Origin of the sequence: Microvirga sp. KLBC 81, from assembly GCF_003075415.1 — a bacterium.
In the GTDB taxonomy this organism is placed as follows: Bacteria; Pseudomonadota; Alphaproteobacteria; order Rhizobiales; family Beijerinckiaceae; genus Microvirga.
This window is the reverse complement of the sequence record NZ_QDAH01000002.1, coordinates 252,629-265,376: the sequence shown is the minus strand read 5'-3', so window position 1 is coordinate 265,376 and position 12,748 is coordinate 252,629. Positions and strand designations below refer to the sequence as shown.

Here is a 12,748-nt window from a genome sequence, read left to right as displayed (position 1 = left end):
AATACTCCCTCCTCCCGAACAGCCACGACACACGGACCCAGGCCGGGGCGCCAAACACGACCCGCCAAGGCTCCCCGACAACCATCAACCGGCAGGACATCCGCGGCACTCATCGAAGACAGGTGTTTCACAGGCAGGCGCTCCCTCAGGTTCTCAAGGGCGCTATCGCCCTTCTTCGCCGTGAATATAGCGACCTTGACGATAGAGCCCAGTGATAAAAGAGCGGATGCTGCGCAATGGAATGCAACTCGGAACAAAGGCCGGTGATCCCCCGTTCCGAACCGGAGCATTTCCATGACCGGGGATCCGGTCATGTCCGACACACCCAACCCAACGCCGCAACCTGATGTGCCCAACCCGGCACCCCAGCCCATGCGTCGGACCCCGGCCCTCCTGGCTTTCCGAGCCCCAGTGAGCCCATCGGCCTCCCGCCCGAGACGGCGAGCGAGGCGCCCAGCCCCGGTGAACCTGTGGGAATTCCTCCATCCGGCCCCCAGGAGCTCCCGACCGGTCCGTTAGAGCAATTTTTCGGTGAAGTGGCTCCGGTTCACCGTCAAAAAATCCGGCCCGGCAAACAAGAGAGCTGATTCCATGTCAATGGAAACAGCTCTAGGCTCTTAACCGCCAGCTTAAGATATGCTTTTACGCAGGGCAGGATCACAGGAGCTCCTGCCCATGGACAACGAAAAGCCGTCGAACGCGGCGCAAATGGCCTCCCCCTCCTACCGCTTGGCCGCCTTTGACCAAGATTTCCTGCTGGGCGATTCCATGCGGGGCGTCCGCTTCCAACTGGAATACGCCAAGGCCGAGGAGGAGCTGCGCATCTGGGGCGTTCGCTCGACCATCGTCGTGTTCGGAAGCGCGCGCGTTCGCGAGGACGGTCCAGGGCGGCATCCTTACTGGTATGGAGAGGCCCGGGCCTTCGGAGCCATCGCCTCACAGCGCGGCGGCGCATTGACATCCAGCGGCGGGCTTCGTGACAACGTTATCGCAACGGGCGGCGGACCAGGCATCATGGAGGCCGCCAATCGCGGCGCTTTCGACGTTGGGGCACCTTCCATCGGTTTCAATATCACCCTGCCGCACGAACAGGAGCCCAACCCTTACTCGACGCCGGATCTGACCTTCCGCTTCCACTACTTCGCCATGCGCAAGATGCATCTCGCAATGCGCGCCAATGCGCTGGTGGTGTTCCCAGGCGGGTTCGGAACGCTCGACGAACTTTTCGAGATCCTCACCCTTCGCCAGACCGGCAAGCATCCGGCTCTTCCCATCGTCCTCTTCGACAAGGCCTATTGGCGATCCATCATCAAATTCGATGCTCTGCTGGAGCACGGCATGGTGAGCGAGCACGATCGCAAACTCGTTCATTTTGCAGAAAGCGCAGAGGAGACCTGGGCAACCCTGGTTGAGAACGGGCTCCTCGTTCCTGCTGGCTGAACCGATCCGGCTGGGCCCGTTCATCTATCCTGAATTGACAAAGCCTGCACGATTCGTATGTAATATGTCACATGGGGATTGCGATCTCCCCACGAGGCGACATGCCCAAGCATCGCATCCGCAACAAACCCAACGGATGCATTATGTCGTCAATCAACACCATTTCCATCGATAAGCTCGCTCGTCTGATCGGCACGCCCAAGTGCCCGGCCATCATCGACGTTCGAACCGACGATGATTACGAAACCAACCCCCGCCTGATCCCAGGATCGGTTCGCCGGCCTTATGCGGAGGTGACCGCTTGGGCGCAGGAATTCACAGGGCGAAATGCCATTGTGGTGTGCCAGAAGGGCCTCAAACTCGGCCAAGGCGTTGCCGCTTGGCTACGCCACTTTGGTATACCTACCGATTCGCTTGAGGGCGGCACCGTCGCATGGGCACAGGCCGGTTTGCCAATGGTCCCCGAAGCCAAGCTGCCGTCTCGAAATCCGCAGGGCCAAACCGTCTGGGTGACGCGGTCGCGACCCAAGATCGACCGGATCGCCTGTCCATGGCTGATCCGGCGCTTCGTCGATCCCCGGGCCGTTTTCCTGTTTGTCACGCCATCGGAAGTCGAGGGTGTTGCCAAGCACTTTGGAGCGGTTCCCTTCGATATCGAAGGCGAGGACGTTTTCTGGAGCCATCGTGGCGAACTCTGCACTTTTGACGTCATGGTCGAGGAGTTCGGGCTCGGGACGGAGCCCCTGAAACGGCTTGCACTGATTGTCAGAGGAGCCGACACGGCACGGCTCGATCTCGCACCGGAAGCTCCCGGCTTGCTCGCCGCTTCCCTTGGTCTTTCCCGCATGTATTCGGACGACTTGGCCCAACTCGAAGCAGGGCTCGCGCTCTACGACGCATTCTATCGCTGGTGCAGGGATGCGACGGACGAAACCCACAACTGGCCCTCAAAGAAGGCGGGAGCATGAGATGAACGAGGCCATGCAAACCTTGGACAGACGCGATATCCAGATCCGGCCCGGTCACGGCGTCTCCATAGGCGACGCCTTTCAGGTCTGGCTGCGCGTTGCAGCCCTCAGCTTCGGCGGGCCTGCGGGGCAGATCGCGGTGATGCACCGCATCCTCGTCGAGGAGAAACGCTGGATATCGGAGGAGCGCTTTCTGCACGCGCTCAATTATTGCATGCTTCTGCCCGGCCCCGAGGCGCAGCAGCTTGCGACCTATATCGGCTGGCTCATGCACCGCACCCTCGGCGGCCTGATGGCCGGCGGATTGTTCATCCTGCCGGGCATCATCGCCATTATGGGCCTCAGCTGGATCTACGCGCTTTATGGCAATGTCGGCTTCGTTGCGGCCCTGTTTTTCGGGTTGAAGGCGGCCGTTCTCGCCATTGTCCTGGAAGCCGTGATGCGCATCGGAAAGCGCGCGCTGAAGAACAGCATCATGATCGGGCTTGCCGCTGCGGCCTTTGTCGCGATCTTCTTTCTCGGCGTGCCCTTTCCGGTCATTATTCTCGCCGCTGCCCTCGTCGGATTTTTCGGCGCGAGAGCTGGTCTGCCCCAGTTCATAGCGGCCAACAATGGCGCAAGCAAAACAACCGAATCCGCTGATTTGCTCGGCGACGATCTCCCTGACCATGCGCGCCCGGACAACTGGCGAAGCCTGCGTGTATCCGCTCTATGGCTCGCGCTCTGGCTGGTGCCGGTCTTTGCGCTCCTGCTCACACTCGGCGCAGACAATGTCTTCAGCCAGATCGCCCTGTTCTTCTCAAAGATGGCGATGGTGACGTTCGGCGGCGCTTATGCGGTATTGGCTTATGTCGCTCAGCAGGCTGTCGAGACTTATGGCTGGCTGAAACCCGGTGAGATGCTCGATGGCCTCGGCATGGCTGAAACGACGCCCGGGCCGCTGATCATGGTGCTGCAATTCGTAGGCTTCGTGGCGGCGTTCCGCGATCCAGGCACACTCCATCCGCTCATCGCCGGAACGCTTGGCGGACTGCTCACCACCTGGGTGACCTTCACGCCCTGTTTCCTCTGGATCTTCCTCGGCGCGCCCTATATCGAGGTGCTGCGTGGCAACCGCGCTTTGAGCGGCGCACTCTCGGCCATCACGGCGGCGGTTGTCGGAGTCATCCTCAATCTTGCGATCTGGTTCGGCATCCACACGATCTTTCGTGAGGTTCATGCCTTTGCATGGGGTCCTGTCGCCCTTGATGTGCCAGTGTGGGAGAGCGTGAACATCTGGGCGCTCCTGCTCGCGGCAGCTGCAATCGTCGCCATGTTCCGCTTCAAGATCGGCATGCTGCCGACTCTGGCTGCCACATCTGCAGCCGGCATTGCTCTTTACGCAGCCGGAGCGATTTCCTGACGGCGAAGAGAGAGGCAGGATGCTGCCTCTCCCGTTAGACAAATTACGTCACCGACGAAATCTGTCCGCCATCGACGCGCAGGATTGATCCGGTGATGAACGAGGCCTTCTCACTGGCAAGGAACACGGCAGCCGCCGCAAACTCCTCGATCTCGCCATAGCGGCCCGCCGGAATACCAGCACGCGCGGCTGCAGCCACGTCCTCCACAGAGCGGCCCGTGCGTTCGGCATTCGCCGCATCGAGCTGCTTCAGGCGATCGGTTGTGATGCGACCCGGCGCGATGGCATTGACAGTCACGCCGGAGGCCGCAACTTCGCTCGACAGCGTCTTGCCCCAGCCCACGAGAGCCGGCCGGATAGCATTGGAGATGGCAAGGTTCGGGATCGGCTGAATGACGCCCGACGAGATCACCGAAATGATACGTCCGAACTTGCGCTCGATCATGCCCGGCAGCAATTGGTCCGCGATGCGCACGAGATTGACGAACATCGCATCGAACGACTGCCGCCATTGATCGGAGGACACGCCCTGCGCCTTGCCGGGGGGCGGACCACCACTGTTGAGCACGAGAATGTCGACGCCGCCGAAAGCAGCCGTAACATCCTTGGCAAGAGCATCGACCTGATCGACCTTGCCCGTGTCGCAAATGAAGGGCAGCACATCGCGGCCGATCTTGTCGGCGGCGGCCTTCGAGCCTTCCATGGTGCGGCTTGCGATGGCGACGCGCGCGCCCTCTTCCGCCAGCCCTTGAGCGATGCCGAAGCCTAGCCCCTTGCTCGCGCCGAGAACGAGCGCGCGCTTTCCGTCCAACCCTGTCTTCATGCTTTTCAGGCTCCTTGTCATTCCGAGCGCTCGATGCGCTGCATCAGCCAATCGATTTCCGAAATCGTCTCCGGGCTCAGCTTCGGCCCAGGCTTGCGCAGCGTGTCGTGCGCGATGATTCCGCGTTTCTTCAGGACGTATTTGCGAACGGCAAGACCCACACCGGGCTGCGTCTCATAGCGCACCAGCGGCAGGTGGCGATCGAAGAGGTCGTGCGCCTCCTTGCGCTTGCCCTGTTTGATCAGGTTGACGACGCCCACGAGCATCTCCGGATAGGCATAGCCCGTCATCGCGCCGTCGGCACCACGCTCCATCTCGAAGGGAAGGAACAGGCCGCCATTGCCGCAGAGAATCGAGACGCGGCGCACCTCACCCTTGTCGCTCGCGCGGCGCAGGGTCGTGATCTTATCGAGGCCCGGCCAATCCTCGTGCTTGAGCATGACGCAGGACGGGTTCTGCTCGATGATGCGCATGATCACCTTCGGCGTCATGACCACGTTCGTGGTGAGCGGGTAATCCTGGATCACGAAAGGCACATCGGCACCGATCGCCTCCACCGCATCGGCGTAATAGGTGACGATCTGATCGTCGGTCTTGAGCGTCGAAGGCGGCGCGATCATCACGCCTGCGGCCCCCGCATCCATGGCCTTGGCGGAGAGCGCCGACATGGCAGCAAAGCCTGCGGCCGACACCCCGACGATGACCGGAACGCGTCCAGCCACGGCTTTCATGACCTGACGAACGAAGGCCTGCGACTCGTCAGCCGCGAGCTTCGGCGCCTCGCCCATGATGCCGAGGATCGTGAGGCCCGTGGCGCCGGCCTTGAGATACGCCTCGACCATGCGGTCCGTGGAGGCCACATCCAGTCGCCCATCGCCCTCAAAAGGCGTGGGACAGATAACATAGACGCCGGCGGCAGAGCTCGTGAGCAAAGTTTCCTCCATGGAAGGGTTTTGTACCTGCCCTTTCCATACACGGCCCCGCCGCCGAATGCACCGGTCATATGGGCCAATTACCCTCATACCGGTGCATGGAAGGCATGTAGAGAATCTGGGGCCTCAGGCGCCGCCGACCCGCCTAGTGCCGTCCGGAGCCGCTCTTCTTGCCACCGCCCTCCTGTTTGTTGACGGTTGCCCAGGCACGCCGCTCGGCTTCCTTCTCCGAGACGCCACGGCTCTCGTAGGATTCCTCGATATGCTCGGCCTTGCGCTTCTGCTTGTCGGTGTAAGCCGACTTGTCACCACGGGGCATGGTTCTCTCCTATGGTTAGAACCGCCAAGCCTGAGCCCGCCTCCGAAAGGCTGGTCCAGGCTCATCCGATTTTCAACCAAAGGGGCCGGGCCGGGGTTCCGGCCTGCGCCCGTCAGCCGCTGTTGCGCAGGCCTGCTGCGATGCCGTTGATGGAAAGGTGAATGCCCTGAACCACCTGCTCGTCGGCATCACCGGAACGGTGACGCTTCAGCAGCTCGATCTGCAGATGGTTCAGCGGGTCGAGATAAGGGAAGCGGTTGCGGATGGAGCGTGCGAGCAGCGGGTTCCTGTCGAGCAGAGATTGCTGCTCCATGATGGCCAACAGCGTCTTGATTGAATCCTCCCACTCGCGTCTCACGCGCGGGAAGATGGCTTCGCGCAGGGCCTCATCCTCCACGAGCTTGGAATAGCGCGAGGCAATGGCGATGTTGCTCTTGGCGAGCACCATGTCCATGTTCGACAAGAGCGCCTGGAAGAAGGGCCACTCGCGATACATCTCCTGCAGCAGCGCAAGGCCTGTATCCGGGTGCTTCTCCAGGAAGGCATCGACGGCGGAGCCGAAGCCGTACCAGCCCGGCAGCATGAGGCGGCACTGCGCCCAGCCGAACACCCAGGGAATGGCGCGCAGGTCCTCAATGCGGCGTGAATTCGTACGAGAGGCCGGGCGACTGCCGATGTTGAGATGGGCGATCTCGCCGATCACCGTCGATTCCCAGAAGTAGCGCTCGAAGCCCTCTGTTTCGTAGACGAGGGCGCGATAGGCCTTGTAGGCGCTCTCGGAGAGTTCCTCCATCGCCTTGAGATACTCGTCGCGCGGCGCAAATTGACCTGAATGAAGCAGAGAGGCTTCCAGAGTCGCAGCCGCAAGGATTTCCAGATTGCGCCGTCCAAGATCGGGGTTCGAGTATTTGCCCGCGATCACCTCGCCCTGTTCGGTAATGCGGATCGCACCCTGCACGGCCCCACCCGGCTGCGCGAGTATCGCCTGATAGCTTGGGCCGCCGCCACGACCCACGGAGCCGCCGCGCCCGTGGAAGAGACGAAGTGCAACGCCGTGGCGCCTGAACACATCAACGAGTTCAGTCTCAGCCTTGTAGAGCTCCCAGCCAGACGTAAGATAGCCCCCATCCTTGTTGCTGTCGGAATAGCCGAGCATCACCTCCTGAGCCTGACCGCGGCTGCGCAGGAAGCGCATGTAGTCGGGCAGCGCGAAGAGATCGTCCATGACGCGGCTGCAGTTCCGCAGATCCGCGATGGTCTCGAAGAGCGGGATGATGTTGACAGCCATCTCCCCTTCGCGCGAACGCAGAAGACCTGCCTCCTTCAGAAGAAGCGCGACCTCCAGAATGTCGGACGGATCGCTCGCCTTGGAGATCACATAGTTTGGTACGGCCGCCTGCCCGTAGCGCCGATGCGCTTCAGCCGCCTCATGGACGATGGCGAGTTCCGAGGTCGTTTCCTGCGAGTATTCGAGATAAGGCGAGGTCAGGAGGCGTGGTGTCCTCAGTTCTTCGAGAAGCAGTGCAACACGCTTCTCTTCCGAGAGTGTCTCATAAGCTGTTCCCGGAACGGCTTTCGCGAACAGCTCCGCCACGACTCGCTGATGCACGTCGGAGTTCTGACGAAGATCGAGGCTTGCGAGATGGAAGCCGAAGACATCGACTGCGCGGCGCAAGCGGCGCAGGCGTCCACGCGCGAGTGATCCGGAGCCGTTTGAAAGCAGCGAACGGTGGATCACCGAGAGGTCGCCTAAAAACTCCTCCACGCCGCCATAGGCCGGAGCCTCGCCTACCGCGTGGCGTGCCACATCGCCATGACCGAAGCTGATGGCCGTTGCGGCAAGGCGCGCATACATGCCCGAGATCGCTCGGCGATAGGGCTCGTCCTGCCGGTGAGGTGAGATATCGGGCGAGGCTTTCGCCAGCTCCCGAACCTGCTCGGAGACGTTCACGTAGCGCTCATCGAGCGACAGCTCGCCACCAAGGCAGTGCAGCTCTTCCAGATAAAAGCCGAGGGCGTGCTTGCTCTGCAGGAGAAGCGCCTGCTTGAGCGCATCCGCCGTCACGAAGGGATTGCCGTCGCGGTCACCGCCGATCCAGCTGCCCATGCGCAGAAAGGAGGGGATCTCGACATTCTGCCAGACGGGGTCCGTGGCCGCGAGCTGATCCTCCAGCGAGGCATAGACCCGCGGCAGCTCCTTGAAGAAGGTATAGTCGTAGTAGGAGAGGCCGTTCACGACCTCGTCGATCACCTTCAGGCGGTTGCGACGCAGAATGCTGGTCTGCCACAGAGTCAGAACTGCCCGGCGAATGCCCTCCTCCGTAGCAGCCCTTTCCTCAGGCGTCAGCTCATGGCGGTCGCGCTGGGCAAGGATCTGGGAGATCTCCATCTCACGGTCGATGGTGCTCTTGCGGCGCACCTCGGTCGGATGCGCGGTCAGCACCGGCACGACCAGGGCCGATGCGAAGAAAGCCTGCATCGCGGCCTGGCTGACGCCGGCTTCCTGCGAGAGCTTCAGAGCCCGCGCGAGGGTGCCCTCGCGCGGCTCGGGTGCCGCCATGGCGTGCGCTCCCGCCATGGCATGGGCTCGGGACCGGCGCACATGGTGCTGGTCCTCGGCGATATTCGCCAGATGCGAGAAATAGCTGTAGGCGCGGATGATCTGGTTGGTGCGGCCGCGCGAGAGGCTGTTCAGGATCGTCTCGAGTTCCTTGCGGGCCGCCTCATCCTCATCCCGGTGGAAGCGGATCGAGGTCTGGCGGATGCGCTCCACGATCTCGTAGACCGCCTCGCCTTCCTGCTCGCGGATCGTATCGCCGAGAAGCCGGCCCAGGAGCCGGATATCGTCGCGTAGCGGAAGGTCCTTTTCAGGCGTGACATCGGGATTGATCAAGGACAAGGGACTGGCTCCCGCTCGGACAAATTGTGCGATGCGAGATAATGCCCGATCTCCCTCTGACGGCAAGCATCTTCTTAAATCTCACCTCCAACGGCCCAACGGCCCGGATCCGGGCTCTGGCCGATCAAAGCGAGGCCATAGGCGATGGACTCGAACTGGTCGGCCGAGGTCAGCCTCCCCTCCCCGAAGCGCTCTACGAAGAGGCGGCGGATGGCGGGGACGAAGGAGGTGCCGCCGGTGAGGAATACCTTGTCGATCTCAGAGGCCGAAACGCCGGAATTGGCGAGCGCCTCGTCCACGGTCCCGGCAATACGCCTGACATCCTCCGCTATCCAGCCTTCGAAATCGGCTCGGGTGATGCGCGCCTTGATATCGACGCTCTCTCCTTTGAAGCGGAACTCCGTCTCCTCGTGGCGCGACAGTGCCACCTTCGCGGCGGACACCGCACGGTAAAGGGCAAAGCCCAGATCGTATTCGATGATGTCGATGAACTTTTCCAGCGGCTCGGGCTCGAGCGCCACCTTGGCGAGCTCGCGCAATTCCTTCAAATCGCCGCTGCTCTTCATCATGGCGAGCTGATTCCAGCGCGCGAAATTGGCATAGTAGTGGTTGGGGATCGACAGCGTCTTTCCCATGGAGCGATAGAGCCCACCCTTCCCGAGCTGAGGCGAGACCACATGATCGACAATGCGGTAGTCGAAGGCATCGCCTGCGATGCCGATGCCCGAATGACCCAACGGCTCCGCGCGTAAAACGCCATCCTGGCGCGAGAAGCGCATGATCGAAAAGTCGCTGGTGCCGCCACCGAAATCCGCGACCAGAACGGTCGAGTCGTGATTGAGCTGGCGCGCATAGAAGAAGGCGGCCCCGACCGGCTCATAGACATAGCGCGCGTGATCGGCACCGAGTTTGCCGAAGGCGGCGCGATAGCGTTGCATGGCGAGATCGTCGTCGGGGTTGTAGCCCGCGAACTGCACCGGGCGACCGATGACCACATGGGGCACGCCCCAATCGACCCGCGCGCCGCCATGCCGCACGAGGGTGCGCAGGAACGTGCTCAGCAGATCCTCGAAGCGATACCGGTCGCGGAAGATGCGGGTCTCCTGAAACGTCGCGCTGGCAGCGAAGGTCTTGAAGGACTGGATGAAGCGGTGGGGGTCCAAGCCCTCAAGAAACTGCTCGATGGCCCACGGACCGCCCTCGACCTGCGTGCGCAGGCCATTGCCGTGGCGCTCGTCCCAGAAGCAGAGAGCCGTGACATAGACCTTGAGGCGCTCCCCGCCATGCTCGAAGGTCAGCGCCTCGACATGCCCGCGCGAATCAGCAACCGCGACCACCGTATTGCTGGTGCCGAAATCAATACCGATGGAAAGATCGTGCGAAGCGGACATGGGAGAACCTGGGGAGTTCTGGCTGAAGGGCCGGACGGTCTATACGCCTTGACCTGAAGAGCCAAGTGGTTTTTCAAGGAATCTTTGCCTCACCCCTTCCCATAGGGCAGTGCGACCCCGGGGCTGGGGATAGGCCGTTGACCCGAGGGGCTCGTCCACCGTAGAAGCCGCGCCTAAGCTTGTTGCGGAGAAGTCCATGCTTTCCATCGGTCAGCGCATTGCGAACGAACTCAATGTGCAGGAGTGGCAGGTCAAGGCGGCCGTCGAGTTGCTCGATGGTGGCGCGACCGTGCCCTTCATCGCGCGCTACCGCAAGGAAGTCACTGGAACCCTGGACGACACCCAGCTGCGCACTCTGGAGGAGCGCCTCCGCTACCTGCGCGAGCTGGAAGACCGCCGCAAGACGATTCTCGACAGCATCCGCGAGCAGGGCAAGCTCACCGACGAGCTGGCGCTGCAGATCAACAATGCCGACACGAAGGCGCGCCTCGAAGATCTTTATCTCCCCTACAAGCCCAAGCGCCGCACCAAGGCCCAGATCGCCAAGGAGGCGGGCCTCGAACCGCTCGCGGATCTCATTCTCGCTGAACCGCAGCGCGATCCGAAGGAAGCAGCCGTCGCTTTCGTGAATGCGGAGAAGGAGGTTGCCACACCTGAAGCGGCCCTTGAAGGCGCGCGCGCCATTCTCGTTGAGCGCTTCGCGGAAAACGCGGAGCTGCTGGGCGCGTTGCGCGAGATCTATTGGGAGCGCGGCAGCCTGACGTCCAAGGTCCGGGACGGCAAGCAGACGGACGGCGCGAAGTTCGCCGATTATTTCGATTTTTCGGAGCCTCTCACCAAGCTCCCCTCCCACCGTATTCTCGCGCTCTTCCGCGGAGAGAAGGAAGAGGTCCTCGATCTGCGGATGGAAGAGGACAAGGATGCGGCAGAGCCCGGCTATGTCAGCCGCTACGAGGGCCGTACGGCTCTTGCTTTCGGCATCGCCGATCAGGGCCGCCCCGGCGACAGGTGGCTTCTCGATACCGTGCGCTGGGCTTGGCGCACGAAGCTGCGCTTTTCCATCGAGCTCGACATGAAGATGAAGCTCTGGCAGATCGCCGAGGATGAAGCGGTGAAGGTCTTCGCCGGTAACCTGCGCGATCTTCTGCTCGCGGCTCCCGCCGGCACACGCCCGACGCTCGGGCTCGATCCAGGCTATCGCACGGGCGTGAAGGTCGCCGTGGTAGACGCTACGGGCAAAGTCGTTGCGACCGACACGATCTATCCGCACGAGCCGAGGCGCCAATGGGATGAATCCCTTGCGACGCTCGCGCGCCTGTGCCGCGTACACAAGGTGGAACTGATCGCCATCGGCAATGGCACCGCCTCGCGGGAGACCGACAAGCTGGCGGGCGAGCTGGTGACCAAGCACCCGGACCTGAAGCTCACCAAGATCATGGTTTCGGAAGCAGGCGCTTCCGTCTATTCGGCTTCCGCATATGCCAGCCAGGAACTGCCGGATCTCGATGTCTCCTTGCGCGGTGCAGTCTCCATCGCACGCCGCCTGCAGGATCCCCTGGCGGAGCTGGTGAAGATCGATCCCAAATCCATCGGCGTCGGCCAGTACCAGCACGATCTCGCCGAATACAAACTCTCGCGCTCTCTTGATGCCGTGGTGGAAGATTGCGTGAACGGGGTAGGCGTCGATCTCAACACCGCCTCCGCTCCGCTTCTCTCACGCGTCTCGGGTCTCGGCGAATGGGTGGCGAAGAACATCGTCGAGTACCGCAACGCCAAAGGCCCCTTCAAGACCCGTAAGGCGCTGAGCGATGTACCGGGCCTCGGCCCGAAGACCTTCGAGCAGGCAGCGGGCTTCCTCCGCATTCCGAATGGGGACGATCCGCTCGATGCCTCAGGCGTTCACCCGGAAGCCTATCCCGTCGTGCGTCGCATTCTCGAATCGACGAAGAGCGACATCAAGCTCCTGATCGGCAATGGCGGCGTGCTGAAGAAGCTCAAGCCTGAGAGCTTCACGGACGAGAAGTTCGGCGTGCCGACCGTGAAGGATATCCTCTCCGAGCTCGAAAAGCCGGGCCGCGATCCTCGTCCCGAGTTCAAGACCGCCACCTTCATGGAAGGTGTCGAGAAGATCAGCGATCTGAAGCCCGGCATGATGCTGGAAGGCGTCGTGACGAACGTCGCCGCTTTCGGCGCCTTCGTCGATATCGGCGTTCACCAGGACGGCCTCGTGCATATCTCCGCTCTGTCTGACACCTTCGTGAAAGATCCGCGCGACGTGGTGAAGCCCGGCGACATCGTAAAGGTGAAGGTGCTCGAGGTCGACATTCCGCGCAAGCGCATTTCGCTGACGATGCGCATGAGCGACCCTGCGAAGAAACGTCCGACCGGCCGCTCCGACGAGAACCGTGGCGCTTTCCAGAAGCATCGTTCTCAATCGGAGAAGAAACCGGCGACTTCGGCAGGTTTGGCAGCATCCGGAGGCGCCTTGGCGGATGCGCTGCGCCGTGCCGCACTGGGATCCTCGGGGAAGGACAAGAAGGCGCGGCGCTGATCGTCTCTCAGGAAGAGACGGCG

9 protein-coding genes and 1 pseudogene are annotated in these 12,748 nt (G+C 62.2%); 5 read left to right on the top strand and 5 right to left on the bottom strand.

The genetic code is table 11. The annotated features are described in order from the left end of the window. The 4 genes from DC522_RS35350 to chrA all read left to right on the top strand — a co-directional run. A partial coding sequence (locus DC522_RS35350; protein ID WP_205769475.1) for a hypothetical protein occupies positions 1-215 on the top strand: 215 nt, incomplete at its 5' end. A gap of 460 nt (positions 216-675) precedes the next feature. Then, positions 676-1,440, top strand: coding sequence for a TIGR00730 family Rossman fold protein (locus DC522_RS02795; RefSeq protein ID WP_116527154.1), 765 nt, complete (start codon positions 676-678; stop codon positions 1,438-1,440). Between the two features lie 143 nt (positions 1,441-1,583). After that, the gene (locus DC522_RS02790; protein ID WP_116527190.1) at positions 1,584-2,408 is read left to right on the top strand and encodes a sulfurtransferase/chromate resistance protein; all 825 of its coding nucleotides are present in this window, start codon (positions 1,584-1,586) and stop codon (positions 2,406-2,408) included. Between the two features lies 1 nt (position 2,409). Beyond that, positions 2,410-3,810: a chromate efflux transporter gene (gene chrA / locus DC522_RS02785; RefSeq protein ID WP_245443925.1), complete on the top strand. Its 1,401-nt coding sequence runs from the start codon at positions 2,410-2,412 to the stop codon at positions 3,808-3,810. Between the two features lie 43 nt (positions 3,811-3,853). Here chrA and DC522_RS02780 read toward each other — a convergent pair whose 3' ends face one another. The 5 genes and pseudogenes from DC522_RS02780 to DC522_RS02765 form a co-directional block, all read right to left on the bottom strand. Then, entirely contained in the window at positions 3,854-4,633 is a 780-nt protein-coding gene (locus DC522_RS02780; RefSeq protein WP_116527153.1) for an SDR family oxidoreductase, read from the bottom strand. A gap of 17 nt (positions 4,634-4,650) precedes the next feature. Then, positions 4,651-5,577, bottom strand: a complete 927-nt coding sequence (locus DC522_RS02775) for a dihydrodipicolinate synthase family protein (protein WP_116527152.1) — start codon at positions 5,575-5,577, stop codon at positions 4,651-4,653. A 139-nt stretch (positions 5,578-5,716) separates the two neighbouring features. Next, positions 5,717-5,884 (bottom strand): annotated as a pseudogene (locus DC522_RS34580) (plasmid stabilization protein); the annotation flags it as partial. Positions 5,885-5,996: 112 nt separating this feature from the next. Then, complete coding sequence (ppc, locus tag DC522_RS02770; protein ID WP_116527151.1) at positions 5,997-8,783, bottom strand: phosphoenolpyruvate carboxylase; 2,787 nt, start codon at positions 8,781-8,783, stop codon at positions 5,997-5,999. Positions 8,784-8,857: 74 nt separating this feature from the next. After that, positions 8,858-10,174 (bottom strand): Hsp70 family protein, encoded by a 1,317-nt coding sequence (locus DC522_RS02765; protein WP_116527150.1) that lies wholly within the window; start codon positions 10,172-10,174, stop codon positions 8,858-8,860. A gap of 196 nt (positions 10,175-10,370) precedes the next feature. Between DC522_RS02765 and DC522_RS02760 the strand changes: the two genes are divergently transcribed. Continuing rightward, on the top strand, positions 10,371-12,725 hold the full coding sequence (locus DC522_RS02760) for a Tex family protein (RefSeq protein ID WP_116527149.1): 2,355 nt from the start codon (positions 10,371-10,373) through the stop codon (positions 12,723-12,725). Positions 12,726-12,748 lie beyond the last annotated feature (23 nt).

Coding starts and splice junctions, on each gene's coding strand:
- DC522_RS02760 (WP_116527149.1), top strand. CDS start 10,371: ATGCTTTCCATCGGTCAGCGCATTGCGAACGAACTCAATGTGCAGGAG.
- DC522_RS02780 (WP_116527153.1), bottom strand. CDS start 4,633: ATGAAGACAGGGTTGGACGGAAAGCGCGCGCTCGTTCTCGGCGCGAGC.
- DC522_RS02775 (WP_116527152.1), bottom strand. CDS start 5,577: ATGGAGGAAACTTTGCTCACGAGCTCTGCCGCCGGCGTCTATGTTATC.
- chrA (WP_245443925.1), top strand. CDS start 2,410: ATGAACGAGGCCATGCAAACCTTGGACAGACGCGATATCCAGATCCGG.
- DC522_RS02790 (WP_116527190.1), top strand. CDS start 1,584: ATGTCGTCAATCAACACCATTTCCATCGATAAGCTCGCTCGTCTGATC.
- DC522_RS02765 (WP_116527150.1), bottom strand. CDS start 10,174: ATGTCCGCTTCGCACGATCTTTCCATCGGTATTGATTTCGGCACCAGC.
- DC522_RS02795 (WP_116527154.1), top strand. CDS start 676: ATGGACAACGAAAAGCCGTCGAACGCGGCGCAAATGGCCTCCCCCTCC.